This is a genomic window from Lysinibacillus sp. FSL K6-0102 (genome assembly GCF_038003545.1).
GTDB classification, from domain to species: domain Bacteria; phylum Bacillota; class Bacilli; order Bacillales_A; family Planococcaceae; genus Lysinibacillus; species Lysinibacillus capsici.
The window spans coordinates 3,420,068-3,441,638 of sequence record NZ_JBBOPH010000001.1 but is presented as its reverse complement, the minus strand read 5'-3'; the positions used below and the strand labels follow the sequence as shown (position 1 = coordinate 3,441,638).

Sequence of the window (21,571 nt, the reverse complement as noted above, 5' to 3'; positions counted from 1 at the left end):
GTTATTCATGCATACCATCGTAGTAGGCTTGAATTATAAAACAGCGCCTGTTGAAATACGTGAGAAGTTATCATTCATTGAGAGTGAACTGCCACAAGCAATGGAAGCGCTGCAAAAGCAAAAAAGTATATTAGAGAACGTAATTGTTTCGACATGTAATCGTACAGAAATATATGCTGTTGTGGATCAATTGCATACTGGACGTCATTTTGTGAAACAATTTTTAGCCAACTGGTTTGATTTGCCTGTGGAGACATTTTCTTCGTATTTAACGATTCGTGAAGAAGATGAGGCAGTCGAACATTTATTTAAAGTGACAGCTGGAATCGATTCAATGGTTCTAGGTGAAACACAAATTTTAGGGCAAGTAAAAAAAAGCTTTTTAAGTGGACAAGAGATTGGCACAACAGGAACGGTATACAATCAGCTATTTAAACAAGCAGTAACATTTGCAAAGCGTGCTCATAATGAAACAGCGATTGGTGAGAATGCGGTATCCGTTTCCTATGCGGCCGTAGAATTAGCAAAGAAAATTTTTGGCTCATTACAACGCAAGCATGTAGCTATTTTAGGTGCAGGAAAAATGGGGGAACTTGCAATTGAGAACCTTTACGGTAGTGGGGTAGGGAAAGTTACTGTCATTAACCGTACATTTGAAAAAGCAGAAAGCTTAGCAGCTAAATTCCATGGTGAAGCTAAATCAATGAAGGAATTACAATGTTCTTTGTTAGAAGCGGATATTTTAATTACTTCAACAGGTGCTACTGATTATGTTATTGATTACGAGCTAATGCAATTTGTGGAACGTTTACGTAAAGGAAAACCATTATTCATGGTAGATATAGCGGTTCCTCGTGATATTGACCCACGAGTTGGCGACCTACCAAATGTATTCCTATATGATATTGATGATTTACAAGGTATTGTCGAAGCGAACTTAGCAGAGCGTGAACGTGCTGCTGCTGATATTACTAATATGATTGGCGAAGAAGTTGTGCAATTTAAAGACTGGGTAGCTACTCTTGGGGTAGTGCCAGTCATCTCAGCATTACGTAAAAAAGCAAATCGTATTCAACAAGAGACTATGACAAGTATCGAAAATAAAATGCCAGATTTAACGGAACGTGAACGTAAAATTTTAAGCAAACATACAAAATCTATTATCAATCAATTGTTAAAAGAGCCAATCTTGCAAGCTAAAGAAATGGCTAATTCTCCAAAAGCAAATGAACAGTTACGTTTATTCCAACAAATTTTTGGTATAGAGGATGCTGTGGAAGCTGAAGTTCATGAGATGACAAAGCAAGAGCTTGAGCGCAAAGAACGCGCACAGCTATCTCAGACTTCTACTGAACCAAAGTACTCTTTCTAAATTATCTATTGCGCTCACGTAGAAAGCTGTGATTGTACATGGGTGTTACGCGCAATTGGATTTTCTACTGATATTACATGAGGCGTTTTCGTATCTGTATGGTAAACTAAGGATACGAAAACGTTTTTTTGTTTTCTATGCTAAAATAGTTTATTAATTTCACGACAAAGAAGGGATGTCTATTGGCTGATTTGACCATGACGAGGCTCTATGAAGTGATGATCGTCTTGTATGCGATCAGTCTAGTTTTTTACTTTACTGATTATTTTTATAAGCAAGTACGTGCAAGACGCATTGCTTTTTGGCTTGTTTCATTTGTATGGATGATTCAAAGTGCCATTATCATTTTAACGTTTGTGGAAACGAAGCGTTTTCCGATTTTATCCTTGTCTGAGGGAATACTTTTTTATTCCTGGTTACTCGTGACGTTATCCATTATCCTTCATTGCATAGCAAGGGTGGATTTACCTGTGTTTATTATTAATATACTAGGATTTTTATTCGCTAGTATATTTACTTTTATGCCGAAACGTCCTACAGGAGCTGTCGGGGATACTTTAATTTCAGAGATGCTTTTTATTCATATATCATTTGCAATATTGTCTTATGCAGCTTTTACATTAACATTTGTGTTTGCCATTTTGTATCTCGTTCTATATCGATTGCTGAAAAAGAAAAAGTGGTCGCATTTATGGACTAGATTGCCTTCCTTGCAGCAGACAAGCAGCTGGATGAATATTTCATTTTTCATTGGAATTCCGATGTTATTTATAAGTTTAATATTAGGGTTTGAATGGGCACTATTAACATTAGAGAGTCTTTCGATTTTCGATGCGAAAATCATAGGGTCCTTCATTATTTTAATTTTGTATTGTTTTATCCTATATGTGAATCGCAAAAGCAAGCTGACAGGTACAACTTATGCATGGGTACATATTTATGCCTATCTATTAGTTGTTGTAAACTTCTTCTTAGGTAGTAGTTTATCGCGATTCCATTTATGGTATTAGAAGAAAGGTTGGAGACTGTTGAGAAAAATTATTGTAGGTTCTAGGAGAAGTAAATTAGCGCTAACGCAAACAAATTGGTTCATTAATGAATTAAAAGCGGCTGGTGCACCATTCGAATTTGAAGTAAAAGAGATTGTAACAAAAGGTGACCAAATTTTAGATGTACAGCTTTCAAAAGTAGGTGGGAAAGGGTTGTTTGTAAAAGAAATTGAACAAGCCCTTTACGATAAAGAAATTGACTTTGCTGTTCATTCTATGAAAGATATGCCTGCTGTATTGCCAGATGGGCTAGTGATTGGTTGTATTCCACCACGTGAAGATGCTCGTGATGCATTTATTTCGAAAGGGCATGTTAAATTTGCTGACCTTCCTGCGGGAGCAATCGTTGGGACAAGTTCTTTACGTCGTAGTGCTCAGCTTTTAACAGTACGTCCTGATATCGAAATTAAATGGATTCGTGGAAATGTTGATACACGCTTAGCTAAGCTTGAAACAGAAGAATATGATGCCATTATTTTAGCAGCGGCTGGTTTGAAACGCCTTGGGTGGAGTGATGATGTAGTCACTGAGTTTTTACCTGTCGAACAATGTCTACCAGCTGTAGCGCAAGGCTCTCTTGGCATTGAATGTCGTGCCGATGATGCGGAGCTTTTAGCCGAATTAGGTAAGCTGACTGATTCATTCACTTGGCAAGAAGCACATGCAGAACGTGCATTTTTAGCGGCAATGGATGGTGGTTGTCAAGTTCCGATTGCTGGTTATGCCACTTCAAATGGGGAAGAAATTACATTAACAGGCCTTGTTGCTGCTCCAGATGCATCTGTTGTATATAAGGAAACAGTAGTTGGCACAGATGCACAAAAAATTGGAGAAGAACTAGCTGCTAGTTTAACAAAACAAGGAGCTTTCGATTTAATTCAGCGTGTAAAGGCAGAGCAAGATGCCCAGTAATTTACCTCTAAAGGGTAAAACCATACTTTTAACAGGCACATCTAAGACAACAACCATTGTCGAAAATATAACAGCTTTAGGTGGACATGCCATCGTAGCCCCATTAATTGAAACTTGTGAACGATTAGATAGCAAGGATCCTGAACTATTGAACCGCGCTAAGCAATATGATTGGTTGATTTTTACTAGTCAAAATGCTGTAGAAGCTTTTGCTAGTAAAATGCTTCGACATCAATTTAATGCAAGTCATTTCAAAGGAAAAATAGCTTCCATTGGAACTAAAACAACAACAGCATTAGAAAATTTAGGATTTCAAGTGAGCTTTATGCCTTCCATATTTAGTGCTGATATTTTCGTTAAAGAATTTCCGAGTGTAGCGGGTGATCAACCGAAATGTCTGTTTATTCGAGGAGAAAAGGCGAAAAGTACGCTGAAGGATGGATTGCCTTTTGAATTAAAAGAATGGACAGTCTATGAAACGATAAAACGACATGATCAAACATCTGTTATTGTCAGTTGCATCCAGCAACATCAAAATGTTACAGTGATTTTTGCTAGTCCTTCAGCAGTTGACGTGTATGCAATGGAAGTTGTTCCACATATTGGCTGGGAAGCAGCTCGCATTGCAGCCATCGGCCATATTACGGAAGCAGCTCTTGAACAATACGGTGCTACTGTGGATATTATGCCAAGCGTTTATACAATGCAAGCAGTCATCGAAGAAATTATGAAAGTAGGGGACAAATCATGACAAAACTACAATTTCAAAGACACCGTCGTTTGCGTGCCAATGCAACGATGAGATCAATGGTAAAAGAAACATACTTACATAAAGAGGACCTGATCTATCCTATTTTTGTAATAGAAGGCGAAAATATTAAAAATGAAGTACATTCAATGCCTGGCGTTTTTCAATTTTCATTAGATAAACTAGAGGCAGAGGTGGATGAGGTTGTAGCATTAGGTATTCCTGCAGTTATTTTATTTGGCTTGCCAGCTGAAAAGGATGCGGTTGGAACAGGTGCATTTCATGATCATGGCATTGTGCAAGAAGCGACTCGACTCATTAAAACACGTCATCCTGAGTTGTTAGTCATCGCGGATACATGCTTATGTGAATTTACGGATCATGGACATTGTGGCTTAATTGAGGGCGATCAAATTTTGAATGATCCTTCATTAGATGTTTTAGCTCGCACGGCGATATCACAAGCAAAAGCTGGCGCTGATATCATTGCTCCATCAAATATGATGGATGGCTTTGTAACGGCAATTCGCGCTGGTCTGGATGAAGCTGGTTTTGAACATATCCCGATTATGTCCTATGCAGTCAAATATGCATCCAGTTACTATGGACCTTTCCGTGATGCTGCAGATGGTGCTCCGCAATTTGGTGATCGTAAATCCTACCAGATGGATCCATCAAATCGTCTAGAGGCATTCCGTGAAGCAGAGTCAGATATCGAAGAGGGCGCAGATTTCCTAATTGTCAAGCCTGCCCTTAGCTATTTAGATATTATTCGAGACATGAAAAATAACTATCCATTACCGCTTGTTGCGTATAACGTTTCAGGTGAATATGCAATGATTAAAGCGGCTGCTATAAATGGTTGGATTGAAGAGAAAAAAGTTGTGCTTGAAACATTATTAGGCATGAAACGTGCGGGCTCTGATTTAATCATTACGTATCATGCAAAAGATGTTGCACGTTGGTTGGAGGAGAAATAAATGACACGTTCTTACGAAAAATCAAAACAAGCCTATGCTGAAGCTGTTCAATTAATGCCGGGCGGTGTAAGTAGCCCAGTACGTGCATTTAAATCAGTAAATATGGACCCGATTTTCATGGAATCTGGCCATGGGGCAATCATTAAAGACATTGATGGCAATGAATATATTGATTATGTATTGTCTTGGGGTCCGTTAATTTTAGGACATACACATCCAGAGGTAGTGAAAGCAATTGCAGATACAGCTGCGAAGGGATCTTCCTTCGGTGCTCCAAGCTATACAGAAAATCGCTTAGCTCAATTAGTATTAGACCGTTTACCAGGAATGGAAATGATTCGCTTTGTTTCTTCTGGAACAGAGGCTACTATGTCTGCATTACGTGTAGCACGTGGTGTGACAGGACGTGATAAGATCTTAAAGTTTGAAGGGTCTTATCATGGTCACGGTGACTCCTTATTGATTAAAGCTGGGTCTGGTGTTGCCACATTAGGCCTACCTGATAGCCCTGGCGTACCTGCAGATATCGCCCGCAATACGTTGACAGTTGCCTATAATGATTTAGAAGGGGCAAAAGTGATTTTTGAGAAATTTGGCACAGAGTTAGCTGCAGTCATTGTGGAGCCAGTAGCAGGAAATATGGGTGTTGTACCTCCACAACCAGGTTTCCTAGAAGGTTTGCGTGCACTTACTTCAGAGCACGGTGCATTATTAATCTTTGACGAAGTCATGACAGGTTTCCGCGTAGATTATGGCTGTGCACAAGGGTATTTTGGGGTAACGCCTGATATGACTACTTTAGGTAAAGTCATCGGAGGTGGTCTCCCTGTAGGCGCATTCGCTGGGAAAAAAGAAATTATGGAGCAAGTAGCACCAGCTGGACCAATTTATCAAGCAGGAACATTATCGGGGAATCCGTTAGCGATGACAGCTGGTTATGAAACGTTATCCCGTTTAGACCATGGTACGTATGATTACTTTAAAAAATTAGGGGATCAGCTTGAGGCTGGTTTCCGTGAAGCAGCAACTAAATATAATATCCCGCACACTGTTAATCGTGCAGGCTCTATGATTGGCTTCTTCTTCACGAATGAAGATGTCATTGATTTTGCTTCTGCTAAAACATCAGATTTACAATTATTCGCTGAATATTTCCGTCTAATGGCAGAGGAAGGTATTTTCTTACCTCCTTCTCAATTCGAGGGACTATTCATCTCAACAGCTCACACGGAAGAGCACATTGCGACAACAGTGGCAGCATTCCATAAAGTATTTGCGCAATTAGCGCAATAAAATTTGATAGAGCATGCTAGCATTATTTCTAGCATGCTCTTCTGCTGTTGAAAAACAAAACCATCACTAGAATTTTTGCGAAAGGTGAAAATGGTTTCCGTTGTAGGCTACTTGCTTTCCTGTGGCTCACCTCTTTAGCTATCCCACGGGATTCAAGCACCTTCCACTTCACCCCATAAAAATGATTCTTAATAGCAAGGTTTTCAAATAAAGTAAAAGTGTTCACTACTCATTTTATGTAGAGGTGTTGTCACTCACGAACGCCCCCCTGGAAAGGATGCTAGCGGAACGGAATAAACCCTCGCTTTGTAAAATTGCTTTATATCCCATTGACATTACCTTTTTTAATGGATTAAGCAGAAGGCATTATAGTGCTTGAGGAATACATGAGTAAAAAGGAACAATAGCATATATTTACTAGTAAGTACGTTCAACTATACTGGATGAAGGACCTGCTTTTGTCAAAATTACATCTTTCAGCATAGCCAAATTGTGGGCGATATCGTTTATAATATAGCTATTCATAAAAGAAAGTAGTGAATTGATATGGCAACAGGCACACACACGGTCGAAGTACCCGTAGGGATTGAACATGTATGGGATTTCGTTAGTGATATGGAAAAATGGGCAAAGCTTGTCCCTGGTTATAATGCACATGAAATGATTGATGAGAAACACTCCACTTGGACTTTTAAAGGCAATGTTGGCGTTTTGAAAAAAACAGTTGAAGTAGAAATTACAATCTTAGAATGGATAGCACCATCAAAAGTTACATTTGAATTAAAGGGGCTTTCTGATAACTTCACAGGAAATGGCTATTTCCTCGCAGAAAGTATCGACGCTGAAAATACTAAAATGACAGGATTCTTAGAAGTCATTGCAGGCGGGTTAGCTGGCCCTGTTCTCAATCCGATTTTTAAACCGATCGTACCAAAGGCAACACAAATGCTAACAGATCGTGTAGCTAATAAAATTAAATTAGTAAATGTTTAATGATACGAACATCCATGGGAATGGCATGCTAGACTATTACTTCTAGCATGCCATTTTTTTAGTAGTATCTATTTTTAACTCTGTTCAAATGGCAACATCCTAGCATACTATCCTTCAAATCGTCATATGATGCAAAGGGAGGGATTATTATCGAACACAAAACTTGGAATATGCGCGAAACATTTTGTTTTCCTGGATATGGCTGCCCAACTGAAATAGCAGCTGTTCAAATTAAGCCACAGTGGCAGGAAATGCAGTTAGAGGATTCTTTGCGACTTATGGGCATCTATCATATCACCGCACACGTTCGCTTTGATTTTCAAGATATGCAAGCATTTGCGGAAAATGAAGATTTAATTACAATTGATGCCCTTGATATTCAAGGAGATACTGGTTATTTTGAATATGCCGTTCCTTTACATGTGGATTTACCAAAAGAATCAGATGTCAAAGATTTAATGGTCAAGGATATTCGCCCTAGTCTAACAAATCAGATGTGTCAGCTTGAGTGGACAGTCACAAGCGCTTTCAATGAATATGAACCTGTTGTTGAAAAAGATGTGTTAGACAATCCGCACCTATCAACACATGCTTTCGAACAAGAGGAGACATTGGCTGCAATTGAAGAAAGTGTTCAAGTGAAACAACCTGCCGCAGTAGCAGCAGCTTCACGCCAAGAGAATTCTACAACAGTTGACCAAAAAGCTGTATTAAGAGAATCCTCAAGCCATATTGTTGTACGCGAATCCAGTACTTGGCATGAAGTGCCTTCTATGATTTGGGATCTAACAGAAGAATATACACCGCTTAAAGTTCGTGTTTCAAATGATGTCTTTCAAAAGTAAATAGCAGAGAAGTAGCAGGAGTAATAAGAAGACTAAATCACCTGATGTTGGCACAATAATGACACGGATAAACTGAAAAGCACAAATCGGCACGATGATGGTTCTGCAATAAAAACGAACTTGTCGTAGCCAAGGTGGTAAAAGCCAAGGGTTATACTTGCGTCGTCGCATTTGAATTGTCACTTCCTTTTCTATTTACTTTCCTCTTACTAAAAGATGACTAAATCACTTGAAAAATGACACGATCCTGCGGTACAATAAGGAAAATCAAATACAGATGCTATGATAGGGAAGAGTAAATTTTGACTACATTTTCAGAGAGGAAACGGTAGCTGAGAAGTTTCTATTTGTACGAAATTGAAGGTAGCCCTTGAGCAGCTTTAGTGAACTAATAGTAGTTAAAGCCGGTTAAACACCGTTACCGAATTGAGAGCCAGTAGAATAGGCTGAGAAAATATGTTTTTTAACATTTATCTTAACCCTGCTGGAATTAAAGGTGGTACCGCGAACTAAAACTCCTTCGTCCTTTTAGACGAGAGGAGTTTTTTTATTGGGTAAAAAAATAAATAGTATTTCTTTACCAACAGTTTTCAAACAATAGGAGGAGTCAATATGACAGAAAACATTTCAATGCCAACTAAATATGACCCACAGTCCATTGAAGCTGGTCGCTATGAATGGTGGTTACAAGGGAAGTTCTTCGAGGCACAGCCTGAAAGTGGGAAAAAGCCCTATTCAATCGTTATTCCACCACCGAACGTAACAGGTAAATTACACCTTGGTCATGCTTGGGATACAACATTACAAGATATTCTCATTCGTATGAAACGCATGCAAGGCTATGATGCCCTATGGTTGCCAGGTATGGACCATGCTGGTATAGCAACACAGGCAAAAGTAGAAGCCAAGCTGCGTGAGGATAATATTACACGTTATGATTTAGGACGTGAAAAATTCCTCGAAAAAACATGGGAATGGAAAGAAGAGTATGCGGGACATATTCGTGATCAATGGGCAAAGCTTGGTCTTGGATTAGATTATACACGTGAACGTTTCACATTAGACAAAGGTCTTTCAGATGCGGTAAAAACAGTTTTTGTTCAGTTATATGAAAAAGGTTTAATTTATCGTGGTGAACGTATTATCAACTGGGACCCAGCAGCAAAAACAGCATTATCTGATATCGAGGTAATTTATCAGGATGTGCAAGGTGCCTTCTATCATATGAAATATCCATTAGCTGATGGCTCTGGCTATGTAGAAGTTGCTACAACACGTCCCGAAACAATGCTTGGTGACTCTGGGGTAGCTGTTCACCCGAATGATGAGCGTTATCAGCACTTAATTGGTAAAAACGTTATTTTACCGATTGTAGGTCGCGAAATTCCAATTGTTGCTGATGAGTACGTTGATATGGAATTTGGTACTGGGGTTGTAAAAATGACACCAGCCCATGATCCGAACGACTTTGAAGTTGGTAATCGTCATAATCTAGAGCGCATTCTAGTAATGAATGAAGACGGCACAATGAATGATCTTGCTGGCAAATATAAAGGAATGGATCGCTTCGAATGCCGCAAGCAAATTGTTGCTGATTTACAAGAAGCAGGTGTGTTAATTCGCATTGAAGAGCATATGCATTCAGTAGGACACTCTGAACGTTCTGGTGCTGTTGTTGAGCCATATCTTTCAGCACAATGGTTCGTTAAAATGCAACCACTTGCTGATGCTTCCCTAGAGCTGCAAAAGGACGAAGAAGGGAAAGTAAACTTTGTTCCTGCTCGTTTTGAAAACACATATTCCCGCTGGATGGAGAATATACGCGATTGGTGTATTTCTCGTCAATTATGGTGGGGCCATCAAATCCCAGCCTGGTACCATAATGAAACAGGCGAAATATACGTAGGTAAAGAAGCCCCAGCAGATGCAGAAAACTGGACGCAAGATGAAGATGTACTAGATACATGGTTCTCTTCAGCACTATGGCCGTTTTCTACTATGGGTTGGCCAGATGAAGCAAATGAAGAATATAAACGTTACTATCCAACAAATACATTAGTAACAGGCTATGATATTATTTTCTTCTGGGTTTCTCGAATGATTTTCCAAGGCCTTGAGTTTACAGATCAACGTCCATTTAAAGATGTGCTAATTCATGGTTTAGTACGTGATGGTGAAGGGCGTAAAATGAGTAAATCACTTGGTAATGGTGTTGATCCAATGGATGTCATTGAACAATACGGTGCAGATTCATTACGCTACTTCTTAGCTACTGGTTCATCACCTGGTCAAGATTTACGCTATACAACTGAAAAAGTTGAAGCAGTATGGAACTTTGCCAATAAGATTTGGAATGCATCACGTTTTGCGCTTATGAATATGGATGGTATGACATATGATGAGATCGATTTAACTGGTGAAAAATCAGTAGCTGACAAATGGATTTTAACGCGCTTAAATGAAACGATTGAACGTGTAACCTCTCTTGCAGAGCGTTATGAATTCGGCGAAGTTGGCCGTGAATTATACAATTTCATTTGGGATGATTTCTGTTCTTGGTATATTGAAATGGCAAAATTACCACTTTACGGTGAGGATGAAGCAGCTAAAAAGACAACTCGATCTATTTTAGCTTACGTACTAGATCAAACAATGCGTCTTTTACATCCATTTATGCCTTTCATTACAGAAGAAATCTGGCAGCACTTACCACACGAAGGTGAATCTATTACAGTGGCAGCATGGCCAACAGTACGCACAGATCTTCATTTTGCTGATGAAGCAGATAATATGAAGCTCCTAATGGATATTATACGTTCAGTACGTAATATTCGTGCGGAAGTAAATACACCGATGAGCAAAAAAGTACCGTTGTTTATTTCAGCGAAAGATGCAGCAACAGCAGCTGTACTTAAAGATAATCAAGCATATCTAGAAAAATTCTGTAATCCTGACACTTTAACAATTGGTGAAGGTTTAGAGGCTCCAGGACAATCAATGACTGCTGTTGTAACAGGAGCACAGGTATTCCTGCCTCTTGTTGGACTGATCAATCTTGAGGAAGAAATTGCCCGTCTTGAAAAAGAATTAGAGAAATGGGCAAAAGAAGTAAAGCTTGTTACAGGTAAATTATCGAATGAGAAGTTTGTATCGAAAGCACCGGAAGCGTTAGTCAACGCAGAACGTGAGAAATTAGCAGATTACGAAAGCAAGCATGCAGTTGTGTTAAAACGTTTAGAAGAATTAAAAAATATGTAAAGACGAAGCAATGGATGACGAAAAAGTCATCCATTGCTTTTTTTATGTAGAGCTAAAGATATACATTGAATTAGGAAAAAATATATAGTATTATTTTAAATAAATTGGTCTAATAGATGATGTTCAACGCTGAGCTAATAGGAAACAAACCCTAATTTCATGTTATTTAGCCGTGAAAAACCAAATCTAAATGGATGGGTTTTTAGATAGACAGTCTTTGTTAGTAAAGAAAATAAGAGCCAATGGAGGTGTTGAGAATGTCAGGAAATATTGCAACCATTATTACAAAAGTCAACAAAGCATGTGATGAATTAGACTTTGTAAGCGCGAGAGTATTGATCGAAACGAATCTCTTAAAATTATCCGAAGCAAAGTATTATCGTTTATTGAATACAAGTGGCCGTGTCCTGATTAAGCACATATTAGCAAATAGTAATCCCCAACAGGATGGCACTAAATTATCACGAACAGATTTATTAACGATCCAAAAAATTAATGAGTATTGCTCGGATTTTGATATATCGATGCTAAAAAGAACGTTAAAAAATGCTTTTGACTTAGTGCAACGCCCAGATGTTCATCCATTATTAAACAGTGATGCAAAAACCATATTAAATAATATGGGTGCTTTATTAGGTGCTCACAAAGTACACTAAAATAATATTAATACGAACACGCAGTTGCTAGCTGCGTGTTTTTTGTATTTTGTCATTTTGCTATGTTATTAAACGTTACTTGTACTAAAATAAAGATATTGCAGTAAGAAGGAGTGTTTCTTTTGTTTAACACAATGAACGAATGTACAAAATTTATTTTTACATTAAAAGCAGTTGATCATAAACGTGCGCCACTTGTCCTTATGCGGGAAGTACTAGGACATTTAGATGAACCTCACAACAAGCTAAGAGTAATCCATGTAGCAGGTTCAAATGGTAAAGGTTCTACGGTGAATGCATTAAGAGAAATGCTTCAACATGCAGGCTACACTGTAGGGGCATTTACGTCTCCACATTTAGAGCGAGTTAATGAACGTATGACCATTAACGGCCACCAGATTTCGGATGAGCAATTTCTCTACTATTTCAATAAACTTGCGAAAATTATAGAAGAACACTACAATGGTGAATTTCCAAGCTTTTTTGAGGTAGTTACACTCATTATGTTTCAGTATTTTGCACATGAAGGTGTAGATATAGCGCTTATTGAGACAGGGCTTGGAGGGCGTTTGGATGCGACAAATGTCGTAACACCGCTTTTAGCTATTATTACAACGATCTCGTTAGAGCATACAGCCTTTTTAGGCGACACTTTCGCAAAGGTTGCCGCAGAAAAAGCTGGCATCATCAAGGAAGGCATACCAGTTGTTGTAGGTGTTCATAATGAGGAGGCATTGGCTGTCATTAAAGCCACGGCAGAGGAACGACATGCGACGTGCTATGTTTTAGGTCAAGACTTCATGGTGACAAATAGTTGGCAAAGTACTGACTATCAGCATTTTACATATGAAAAGGACCCTGTCTTGATGAAGGATGTACCATTAAAAATGGCTGGTCAACATCAAATAAATAATGCAAGTTTGGCCATCACAGCCATGCTAACATTACGTGAGCAGGGGACAATTGTCATTACTGATGATTCTATTTGTCAAGGTCTACAATGTGCGCAATGGGCAGGCCGCTTTGAGCAATGGCCGAATCAAATTGTGCTAGATGGTGCTCATAATTCAGAGGGGACAGCTGCTCTGATCCAAACACTAAAAAATGTCTATCCAAGAAACAATTATCGCTTTATTTACGCGGCATTAGCAGATAAGGATCATGCTAACAGCATAGAACTAATGGATGCTGTTGCCACCTCGATCACTTTTACACAAATAGATCTACCGAATGCAATGCCTGCTGAAAGCTTAGCGACGTTGTCGACTCATGCAAATAAAACGGTTCATACAGAATGGCTAAAAAGCCTTCAAACACTATTACAAGAACGCCAAAAAGAGGATATTGTTGTCATTACAGGCTCATTATACTTTATAGCACAAGCTCGACAGTGGCTACAGGAGGAAGGACGATGATCCCAAACTTTGATCATTATAAAGAGAAATGGCAGGTTAAAAGTGATGATATCATTAAACCAGGTCTTACAGCGATTGAAGAGGCTTTATCATATTTAGGTAATCCTGAGCAAACTTTGCGTGTTGTCCACTTAGCGGGTACAAATGGCAAAGGCTCTACGTTAACATTTCTAGAGGCAATTGCACAAGAACATGGCTTACGCGTGGGCAAATTTATGTCACCATGTATCGTTGATGTTCATGACCAAATTCAAATAGCTGGTCAACCTATAACAGAGGCTGAAATGGATCAAGTTTTCCAACAGATGCATGAGGTTGGGCTGAGTGGCAAACTAACCGATTTTGAATTGCTGACGGTGGCGGCATTTTTACATTTTGTCAATGGGCAGGTGGATATTGCGCTGATTGAAGCGGGAATGGGTGGTTTATTGGATAGTACAAATGTGGTAACACCTATTGTCTCTATTATCCCAAGTATTGCTTTAGAACACACAAAGTTTTTAGGGGATACGCTTGAAAGCATTGCACACCATAAAGCAGGTATTATTAAACAACAACGTCCAGTTATTATTGGTGATTTGCCTGGTGAGGCGAAGCGAGTTGTGGATGCAGTAGCCGTTCGAAAAAAAGCCACTCTATTTGCATTAGGTCAACATTTTGCCATTAAGCAAACAACTGATGGAGAAAGCTATATGAATGACGTACAGCAGTTCCAAATTGCGAACCTGAATCGTTCTATGAAGGGGACACATCAGGGAAACAATATGGCTCTCGCCATTACAGCATTTTTTGAAGTGGCGTCAGAATTAGACGTGTCTATTGATCAAACAACTATTCGTCAAGCTGTGCAAAAGGCTTCTATTTTGGGACGCTTTGAAGAAATAATGCCTTTCGTTATATTGGATGGTGCGCATAATCCTGCAAGTGCTGAAAAATTAATAGAAACGATTCAGTGTGAATATCCAAATGAGCAGATAACATTTGTCGTTGGCATACTAGCAGATAAAGATGTTCAGCAGATTCTCGGAATTCTAGAGCAGGTGAGTGATGACTTTTACTTTGTCGATTTTGCTAATTCACGAGCAATGCCAGCCCATCAAATGGTCAAACTTTCTCATGCAACATCGAAAACAACCTTGCTTGACTATGCATCCTTTATACAGGCACAATCACATAGACAGCAGAGAACCATTGTAGCAGGCTCGTTATATTTATTAACAGAGGTTCGTCATAGATTAAAACAATGAAATAACTAGGGCTCTTGATAGGGAGTCCTAGTTTTTTTATGGCTGCAAATTTAGGATTGCAATGAGTTCCGTATCAAAAAATAATAAATTCGCATTTACCCTTTGGAATGTACATATAATATCATATGATGTTGGCATAGATAGGTGGAAGGATGAGGTGATAGTTGAATGAAAATTGTAAGTCATGTGATGAAAAAACAAATATTTCGAGCAATGATTATTGGTGGATTTGTTGGTCTATTAGGTGTAGCAATTTTTCTGGGCGTTTTACAAGCCAGCACACAGTTACCTTTAAAGAAAAATGGTAGTGAAGTGGCAAATAATCAATCACAAACAGAAACGATTCCAACTGCCGGGGAGACAACCAATACATCTAATGCATCGATGTTTTATGCAAGCCAAGCTGGCGTGTATTCAAACTATGAGAGCGCAAGTTCATTTGTTGCTGAGTATCCTGCCTTAAAAGAGAGCGCGATCGTTCAAGTTGATGACAAGTTTTATGTGTGGACAAGCATGGTGACGGAGGAAAGTCAGCTAAAATTTTTACAGGACCCTGCAACCTTTAAAAAGGCATTTAGCGTCAGTGGTGAAAGCTGTAAAGAACCTACCTTGGCAGAACTACCAACTGCTTTAGCAGATAAAAATGCCGCAAAATTAAATTTTAAGGAAAATGGCAAGGACTCAACGCTACCTGAGGATTGGCAGTCCATTGGCGCAGCGGCCTCTACTATTTCCAACGATATCAACATCATTCGTCTGCATGTTTTTGCACATTACCAATCTAAAAATACGTGTCTTCAAGTGAAGTTTTAACAATAAATAATAATGAAATCTTCATTATCTTGTTTTTTTGAAAATTTTCAAATTGTGCATTCTTCTGTATCATAAGGATAAGGAGGAATGATCAGATAATGTTAAAAACAAATCATAAGCTTGTCCTTGCTTCTGCTTCCCCTAGGCGCAAGGAATTGCTTAACATGCTAGCACTCCCGTTTGAAGTCTTGACAAGTGAAGTGGAAGAAACAAGTGTACAAGCTCATACAATGCAGGATTATGTAAAAGGAGTAGCTTTATTGAAGACGCGTGATGTAGCCAAAAAAGCAGCTAATGCCACGATTATTGGTGCAGATACAATCGTTGTTTACAATCAAGAGCTACTACATAAACCTAAAACGCGTGAGGAAGCTATTTCTCACTTATTACGTTTGTCAAATAACAAACATAGTGTGATGACTGCGGTCGCTATAATCGAACCGAATGGAAAGGAAACGACCTTTGTGGAAGAGACTACAGTTGTTTTCCACCGTCTATCGCAGGAATTAATCGAAGCTTATGTAGATTCAGGAGATCCTTTTGATAAAGCGGGTGGTTATGGCATTCAAACGATTGGTACACTATTAGTTAAAAGAATTGAAGGAGATTATAACAATGTTGTAGGTTTACCACTTGCAACTTTGTTTTCGCAATTGGTGGATCTACAGATAGTCCAATTTGCGAAGGAGTGAATATTTTTGCTAGAAGACGCTTTACCAACTTTGATGATACGTGATGTCAATATAGAGGATCGCCCCCGTGAACGGCTATTACGACAAGGAGCTGAGAGTTTATCGAATCAAGAGCTACTCGCTATTTTATTGAGGACAGGCACAAAGGAAGAATCTGTGCTTGTTCTTGCAAATAGGGTGTTAAATGTTTTTGAACGACTCCATCATTTGAAGCATGCAACCATCGAAGAAATGATGGCTATTAAAGGAATAGGCGAGGTGAAAGCCATTCAATTAATGGCTGCTGTTGAACTTGGTAGAAGACTGGCTCAAAAACATAATGATGAGAAATTCACAATACGTTCTCCACAAGATGCAGCAACTTACTTAATGCCTGATATGACCTCGCTTAATCAGGAGCATTTTGTAGTGCTTTTTTTAAATATAAAAAATCAAATTATTCATAAGCAAACGATTTTCATTGGTAGTTTAAATGCATCCATCGTTCATCCTAGAGAAATATTTCGAGAAGCTGTCAAAAGGTCTGCCGCTTCTATTATATGTGCCCACAACCATCCAAGTGGGGTGCCAACACCGAGCACGGAGGACATTGAAGTAACAAAGCGAATTGTTGAAGCAGGCTATATTATAGGGATAGAGTTAATTGATCACGTCATCATCGGCGACCATCAATATATTAGTTTAAAGGAAAAAGGATATTTTTAACTCTGCATACAATATGCAGAGTTTTTTATGATGAATCCATTTTGTTGTATAGAAGATTCTATTACTATAAATGACCTTAATTATAACCAGTCATAAAATTTTTGTATTTTTTTGTGGTATATTGGCGAACCTTTTTTCTTACATAACGTTAATGTATTCATAGAAAAGCAATTATCTTCACAAAAATTGGTAGCCTGATACACATTGTCTTATGGGAATAAAAATTATATGCTAATCTATACGTACTATTTTTAGTTTAAGAGGGAATTAAAATAGTATCTTTTCTGTGAGATGAAGTATGTGATACTACAAATTCTTGCGTTTTTCCGTTATAATGAACGGTATGAATTTTATCTTTATTCAGGGAGGACTCCCATCAAAATTGGTGGTGAGGTGAATGAGTGTGTAGTTTTTTCATAGGTGTAAACTACCAACTGATGGAGATAAAAAAATTTGACAGGTGTTATGGACGTTGAAAGGAGTCAATTGTGTATTTACACAATTCAATTTCCTATACATTGTCGTCAAATATATTGGATGTCAACGAAAGTATGGCTTATATAGAAAGGGAGTACACAATTTGTTTGGACTAGGAAGCAAAGATGTCGGGATTGACCTCGGCACAGCGAATACATTAGTGTTTATTAAAGGAAAGGGAATCGTATTACGTGAACCTTCAGTTGTAGCAAAAAATACAAAAACAGGGGATATTGTTGCCGTTGGTAATGATGCGAAAAATATGATTGGTCGAACACCTGGCTCAATCGTAGCGATTCGTCCAATGAAAGATGGCGTTATTGCTGACTTCGATATTACAACAGCAATGATTGAGTATTATTTAAAAGAAGCATGTAAAAACTCTGGAGGCAACTGGAAAAAACCAAATGTTATGATTTGTGTACCTTATGGTATTACTTCAGTGGAGCAGCGTGCTGTTATTGATGCTGCACGACAAGCAGGTGCAAAAGAGGCGTTCACAATCGAAGAGCCATTTGCAGCAGCAATCGGTTCAAATCTTCCTGTATGGGATCCTACAGGGTCAATGGTTGTTGATATCGGTGGAGGTACAACAGAAGTTGCCGTTATTTCTTTAGGTGGTATTGTAACGAGTGAATCTGTACGTGTTGGTGGTGATGCAATGGATCAATCCATCATTTCGTATATCCGTAAAACGTATAATTTAACAATTGGTGAACGTACAGCGGAAGCCGTAAAAATGGAAATTGGTACGGCATTGGCAGAAGGACCAGAAGCACGAATGGATATTAGAGGACGTGACCTGTTAACAGGTTTACCGAAAACAATCGAAATTTCTTCACAGGAAATTTCTGAATCATTACGTGAAGCGGTTTCCTCTATTATTGACGGTGTTCGTAAAACATTAGAACAAACACCTCCAGAATTATCTGCTGATGTAATGGAGCGCGGTATTGTATTAACTGGTGGTGGGGCACTGCTAACAAACTTAGACAAAGTAATCAGCCAAGAGACAAATATGCCAGTATTCATTGCAGAAGATCCTTTAGACTGTGTAGCGATTGGTACAGGTAAGGCATTAGATCATATCGACTTAATTCGTCAACAACAAGTTAAAGGGTAAGGAGGTTTAGGCAATGCCACACTTTTTTTTCAATAAGAAAGTAATTTTGCTGCTCATAGGCATGGTTTTTCTTGTGGCATTGATTAGCTTCTCATTACGTGATCGGACGAATGCAACTTTACCAGAGCAAATTATTAAAGATACTGTCGGTTTCGCACAATCGCTTGTTGCGAAGCCGGCGAATTATATTAATGGTGTTTTTAATAGTATTGACTCCCTCTTAAACACGTACGAAGAAAATAAACGTTTAAAAGCACGCTTAGAAGATTTTGCAGTTGTACAAGCTGAGGCTACGGATTTAAAATCAGAGAATAACAAGCTTCGAGAGCTTTTGGATAAAACTGAGAGCTTAAAGGCATTTAATCCAATTCAAGCAACAGTGATTGCTAGAAATCCTGACCAGTGGGAAGAGAAAATTATTTTAGATAAAGGGTCTTCTCATGGAGTCAAAAAAAATATGGCAGTTATGACCGCGAAAGGGTTAGTGGGGAAAATTACCCTAGTTACACCTTTCACATCTGAGGTAGAGCTTTTAAATACAAATAATCCAAACTATCGTGTTTCCGCGATGGTGCTAGGAGAAAAAGAAGCATACGGTTTAATCGAGGGCTTTGATGAAGAACGTAATGAACTCATTATGAAGCGAATCGATTCTAGCATGAAGGTGAAAGAAGGCGAGCAAGTAGTTTCTTCAGGTCTTGGTGGTATTTTCCCTAAGGGAGTGCCGATAGGAGAAATTACGGAAGTTAGTACAGATGACTTTGGTTTAACGAAAATGGCGTATGTCAAACCATCTGCTGATTTTTCAATTTTAGAGCATGTTGTGATTGCCAAGCGAACATCCACAAGTATTGATGGATCAGATGGCAATGCAACGAATGAGGATTTATCGAATCCGCAAGAGGCAAGTGAAGAGGAGGCGGAGTGATGGTTCGATTTCTCATCCCCTCTGTAGCGGTTTTACTATTCCTGTTAGAACCAGAATTTGCTATGCTTTCCCCGATTGAAATTAAAGGGGAAGTCTATTTTCTGGTACCGCGTTTTTTAATCTTATACCTTATTTTTATATCCATCTATTACAGCCGTCAACGTGCGGTAATGTATGGACTTTTTTTTGGTGTCTTGTATGATGTGTTTTACATTGATATTATTGGATTATATTCAGTACTTTATCCACTTATATGTTTTTTGGCAGGGTCTATCGTGAAAGTTATACATCAGCACTTAGTTGTAACAACTACAATTTCAGTTATACTAGTAGCGATTTTAGAATTTATTCTCTATCAATTCTTTTTCCTAATCGATTTTACAGCAATTCCTTTAGCGGATTTCTTACGTTCACGACTACTACCAACAATCATTGCGAATGCTTTATTTTTAATGATTCTTGGGTGGGCCTTCAAGTATCTAATTAATGCGCGTGTCTTACAGAGAGCACGTGAGGTTTCTTAACAAAGAACAACGTGAGGTGAGGCATTCATGAAAAAACAGTTAGTTAATATGAAGGGAACGAAGGACGGTTTTGTACTACGCCTAGACGACCAATGTGCGTATGGTGAACTAGTGGAAGAATTAAAGAATAAGGTTTTAGAGGGCGGTATCGATGGTAAAGTTGATGTACAATTATACTTAGGCTATCGATACTGTACTGAAGAACAATTAAATGAACTTATAAAAATTATAGAAGAAACAGAACAGCTTATTGTATCGAAGGTGCAAAGTGAAGTACTGACTGTCCACGAAAGCAACCAGAAGATGTTTGAAAGCCAACAAGATACATATATAGGAGTGGTCAGATCAGGACAAATTCTGCGTTCATCCGGGGATATTACCATCATAGGAAATGTCAATCCAAACGGTCGTGTTGAGGCTGGAGGTAATGTATATGTCCTAGGTAGACTTAAAGGGATTGCACATGCTGGTATGCAAGGCAATAAAGAAGCAATCATTGCAGCATCTCGATTTGAAGCCACGCATATCATGATTGCCGATCAAGTTCAGGTAATGTCAGATGAACATGTAAAAGCGATTAATCAAGTAGAAATGACTTGTGCATTTATTGGCTACGATGGACGCATTACGTACGATCAAATTCATGCCTTAAAAAATATTCGACCATTGTTAAATGTGTCTAAGGGAGGAAGCTAGTGTGGGAGAAGCGATCGTCATAACTTCAGGTAAAGGCGGTGTCGGTAAAACAACGACAACGGCTAACCTTGGGACTGCATTGGCTCTACAAGGTAAAAAAGTATGTTTAGTGGATACAGATATTGGCCTACGTAATTTAGATGTGATTTTAGGCCTTGAAAATCGTATTATTTATGACCTAGTCGATGTGGTGGAAGGACGCTGTAAAATTCATCAAGCATTGATTAAGGATAAACGCGTAGATGAGAAACTATTTTTATTACCTGCTGCTCAAACAACAGATAAAAATGCTGTTACCCCTGAGCAAATGAAGAGCTTAGTAGAGGAATTGAAAAGAGACTATGATTATGTATTAATCGATTGCCCAGCGGGAATTGAGCAAGGCTACCGTAACGCTGTTGCTGGTGCAGATCATGCGATTGTTGTCACAACACCTGAAATTTCTGCTGTTCGTGATGCAGATCGTATTATTGGTTTACTGGAGCAGGAAGAGATAACAGCACCTAAACTCATCATTAATCGTATTCGACAACATATGATGAAGAGCGGTGACACACTGGATGTCAATGAAATTACAACTCATTTATCTATTGATTTATTAGGCATTATTATAGACAGTGAAGGTGTCATTTCATCTTCTAATAAAGGTGAACCAATTGTAATGGACCCCTCAAATAAAGCGTCATTAGGCTATCGAAATATTGCCCGTCGTATTCTTGGTGAATCAGTGCCATTAATGGCTATACAAGATGAGCAAAGAGGGATGTTTTCAAAACTTAAAGCCCTTTTCTCAAAATAAATTAAAACCTTTTCGTGCAATTGTACGAGAAGGTTTTTTCTTGTGC

21 protein-coding genes and 1 other annotated feature are annotated in these 21,571 nt (G+C 38.6%); of the genes, 20 read left to right on the top strand and 1 reads right to left on the bottom strand.

The annotated features are described in order from the left end of the window. Window positions 1-7: 7 nt before the first annotated feature. The 8 genes from hemA (at window position 8) to NYE73_RS17480 (ending at window position 8,192) form a co-directional block, all read left to right on the top strand. The gene (hemA, locus tag NYE73_RS17515; RefSeq protein WP_259948286.1) at window positions 8-1,372 is read left to right on the top strand and encodes a glutamyl-tRNA reductase; all 1,365 of its coding nucleotides are present in this window, start codon (window positions 8-10) and stop codon (window positions 1,370-1,372) included. Window positions 1,373-1,554: 182 nt separating this feature from the next. After that, complete coding sequence (locus tag NYE73_RS17510; RefSeq protein WP_004226624.1) at window positions 1,555-2,382, top strand: cytochrome C assembly family protein; 828 nt, start codon at window positions 1,555-1,557, stop codon at window positions 2,380-2,382. Between the two features lie 18 nt (window positions 2,383-2,400). After that, window positions 2,401-3,333, top strand: coding sequence for a hydroxymethylbilane synthase (gene hemC, locus NYE73_RS17505; RefSeq protein ID WP_112118090.1), 933 nt, complete (start codon window positions 2,401-2,403; stop codon window positions 3,331-3,333). Continuing rightward, complete coding sequence (locus tag NYE73_RS17500; protein WP_259948282.1) at window positions 3,323-4,084, top strand: uroporphyrinogen-III synthase; 762 nt, start codon at window positions 3,323-3,325, stop codon at window positions 4,082-4,084. The genes hemC and NYE73_RS17500 overlap by 11 nt, the downstream gene beginning before the upstream one ends. Then, a complete protein-coding gene (gene hemB, locus NYE73_RS17495) occupies window positions 4,081-5,061 on the top strand; it encodes a porphobilinogen synthase (protein WP_054550020.1) in 981 nt (326 codons plus the stop codon). Before NYE73_RS17500 ends, hemB begins: the two co-directional genes overlap by 4 nt. Beyond that, window positions 5,062-6,354, top strand: coding sequence for a glutamate-1-semialdehyde 2,1-aminomutase (gene hemL / locus NYE73_RS17490; protein ID WP_048395136.1), 1,293 nt, complete (start codon window positions 5,062-5,064; stop codon window positions 6,352-6,354). Window positions 6,355-6,900: 546 nt separating this feature from the next. Continuing rightward, entirely contained in the window at window positions 6,901-7,347 is a 447-nt protein-coding gene (locus NYE73_RS17485; protein ID WP_048395138.1) for a CoxG family protein, read from the top strand. Between the two features lie 170 nt (window positions 7,348-7,517). After that, window positions 7,518-8,192: a valyl-tRNA synthetase gene (locus NYE73_RS17480; protein ID WP_259948275.1), complete on the top strand. Its 675-nt coding sequence runs from the start codon at window positions 7,518-7,520 to the stop codon at window positions 8,190-8,192. Here the strand turns inward: NYE73_RS17480 and NYE73_RS17475 are convergent. Further along, on the bottom strand, window positions 8,169-8,363 hold the full coding sequence (locus NYE73_RS17475; RefSeq protein ID WP_036124009.1) for a hypothetical protein: 195 nt from the start codon (window positions 8,361-8,363) through the stop codon (window positions 8,169-8,171). The two genes, NYE73_RS17480 and NYE73_RS17475, sit on opposite strands and share 24 nt — an antisense overlap. A 102-nt stretch (window positions 8,364-8,465) precedes the next feature. Continuing rightward, window positions 8,466-8,723, top strand: a binding site (T-box leader). An 81-nt stretch (window positions 8,724-8,804) separates the two neighbouring features. Here NYE73_RS17475 and NYE73_RS17470 point away from each other — a divergent pair. From NYE73_RS17470 to minD, 12 genes are all read left to right on the top strand, one after another. After that, window positions 8,805-11,450, top strand: a complete 2,646-nt coding sequence (locus NYE73_RS17470; RefSeq protein WP_048395142.1) for a valine--tRNA ligase — start codon at window positions 8,805-8,807, stop codon at window positions 11,448-11,450. A 257-nt stretch (window positions 11,451-11,707) separates the two neighbouring features. Continuing rightward, complete coding sequence (locus NYE73_RS17465) at window positions 11,708-12,106, top strand: hypothetical protein (protein ID WP_259948266.1); 399 nt, start codon at window positions 11,708-11,710, stop codon at window positions 12,104-12,106. Window positions 12,107-12,240: 134 nt separating this feature from the next. Beyond that, window positions 12,241-13,521, top strand: a complete 1,281-nt coding sequence (locus NYE73_RS17460) for a bifunctional folylpolyglutamate synthase/dihydrofolate synthase (protein ID WP_259956350.1) — start codon at window positions 12,241-12,243, stop codon at window positions 13,519-13,521. Then, a complete protein-coding gene (locus NYE73_RS17455) occupies window positions 13,518-14,768 on the top strand; it encodes a bifunctional folylpolyglutamate synthase/dihydrofolate synthase (protein ID WP_259948261.1) in 1,251 nt (416 codons plus the stop codon). The genes NYE73_RS17460 and NYE73_RS17455 overlap by 4 nt, the downstream gene beginning before the upstream one ends. Before the next feature lie 168 nt (window positions 14,769-14,936). Next, window positions 14,937-15,581 (top strand): hypothetical protein, encoded by a 645-nt coding sequence (locus NYE73_RS17450; protein WP_004226648.1) that lies wholly within the window; start codon window positions 14,937-14,939, stop codon window positions 15,579-15,581. Window positions 15,582-15,679: 98 nt separating this feature from the next. Next, entirely contained in the window at window positions 15,680-16,273 is a 594-nt protein-coding gene (locus NYE73_RS17445; RefSeq protein WP_066036508.1) for a Maf family protein, read from the top strand. A gap of 33 nt (window positions 16,274-16,306) precedes the next feature. After that, window positions 16,307-16,978 carry a RadC family protein gene (radC, locus tag NYE73_RS17440; protein WP_175400705.1) on the top strand — a complete coding sequence of 224 codons (672 nt, stop codon included), beginning with the start codon at window positions 16,307-16,309 and terminating at the stop codon, window positions 16,976-16,978. Between the two features lie 580 nt (window positions 16,979-17,558). Next, complete coding sequence (locus tag NYE73_RS17435) at window positions 17,559-18,578, top strand: rod shape-determining protein (protein WP_048395153.1); 1,020 nt, start codon at window positions 17,559-17,561, stop codon at window positions 18,576-18,578. 13 nt (window positions 18,579-18,591) lie between these two features. After that, complete coding sequence (mreC, locus tag NYE73_RS17430) at window positions 18,592-19,506, top strand: rod shape-determining protein MreC (RefSeq protein WP_048395155.1); 915 nt, start codon at window positions 18,592-18,594, stop codon at window positions 19,504-19,506. After that, entirely contained in the window at window positions 19,506-20,030 is a 525-nt protein-coding gene (mreD, locus tag NYE73_RS17425; RefSeq protein ID WP_054550026.1) for a rod shape-determining protein MreD, read from the top strand. Before mreC ends, mreD begins: the two co-directional genes overlap by 1 nt. Window positions 20,031-20,057: 27 nt before the next feature. Further along, window positions 20,058-20,726: a septum site-determining protein MinC gene (minC, locus tag NYE73_RS17420; RefSeq protein WP_004226657.1), complete on the top strand. Its 669-nt coding sequence runs from the start codon at window positions 20,058-20,060 to the stop codon at window positions 20,724-20,726. A gap of 1 nt (window position 20,727) precedes the next feature. After that, window positions 20,728-21,525: a septum site-determining protein MinD gene (minD, locus tag NYE73_RS17415; RefSeq protein ID WP_004226660.1), complete on the top strand. Its 798-nt coding sequence runs from the start codon at window positions 20,728-20,730 to the stop codon at window positions 21,523-21,525. The last annotated feature ends 46 nt before the right edge of the window (window positions 21,526-21,571 follow it).

Bases quoted from the DNA above. Each gene is read 5' to 3' on its own strand.
- NYE73_RS17455 (WP_259948261.1), top strand. From the start codon at position 13,518: ATGATCCCAAACTTTGATCATTATAAAGAGAAATGGCAGGTTAAAAGT.
- NYE73_RS17460 (WP_259956350.1), top strand. From the start codon at position 12,241: ATGAACGAATGTACAAAATTTATTTTTACATTAAAAGCAGTTGATCAT.
- radC (WP_175400705.1), top strand. From the start codon at position 16,307: ATGATACGTGATGTCAATATAGAGGATCGCCCCCGTGAACGGCTATTA.
- mreC (WP_048395155.1), top strand. From the start codon at position 18,592: ATGCCACACTTTTTTTTCAATAAGAAAGTAATTTTGCTGCTCATAGGC.
- NYE73_RS17485 (WP_048395138.1), top strand. From the start codon at position 6,901: ATGGCAACAGGCACACACACGGTCGAAGTACCCGTAGGGATTGAACAT.
- NYE73_RS17500 (WP_259948282.1), top strand. From the start codon at position 3,323: ATGCCCAGTAATTTACCTCTAAAGGGTAAAACCATACTTTTAACAGGC.
- NYE73_RS17450 (WP_004226648.1), top strand. From the start codon at position 14,937: ATGAAAATTGTAAGTCATGTGATGAAAAAACAAATATTTCGAGCAATG.
- NYE73_RS17470 (WP_048395142.1), top strand. From the start codon at position 8,805: ATGACAGAAAACATTTCAATGCCAACTAAATATGACCCACAGTCCATT.
- mreD (WP_054550026.1), top strand. From the start codon at position 19,506: ATGGTTCGATTTCTCATCCCCTCTGTAGCGGTTTTACTATTCCTGTTA.
- hemB (WP_054550020.1), top strand. From the start codon at position 4,081: ATGACAAAACTACAATTTCAAAGACACCGTCGTTTGCGTGCCAATGCA.
- minC (WP_004226657.1), top strand. From the start codon at position 20,058: ATGAAAAAACAGTTAGTTAATATGAAGGGAACGAAGGACGGTTTTGTA.
- hemA (WP_259948286.1), top strand. From the start codon at position 8: ATGCATACCATCGTAGTAGGCTTGAATTATAAAACAGCGCCTGTTGAA.
- NYE73_RS17445 (WP_066036508.1), top strand. From the start codon at position 15,680: ATGTTAAAAACAAATCATAAGCTTGTCCTTGCTTCTGCTTCCCCTAGG.
- hemL (WP_048395136.1), top strand. From the start codon at position 5,062: ATGACACGTTCTTACGAAAAATCAAAACAAGCCTATGCTGAAGCTGTT.
- NYE73_RS17465 (WP_259948266.1), top strand. From the start codon at position 11,708: ATGTCAGGAAATATTGCAACCATTATTACAAAAGTCAACAAAGCATGT.
- NYE73_RS17475 (WP_036124009.1), bottom strand. From the start codon at position 8,363: ATGCGACGACGCAAGTATAACCCTTGGCTTTTACCACCTTGGCTACGA.
- NYE73_RS17480 (WP_259948275.1), top strand. From the start codon at position 7,518: ATGCGCGAAACATTTTGTTTTCCTGGATATGGCTGCCCAACTGAAATA.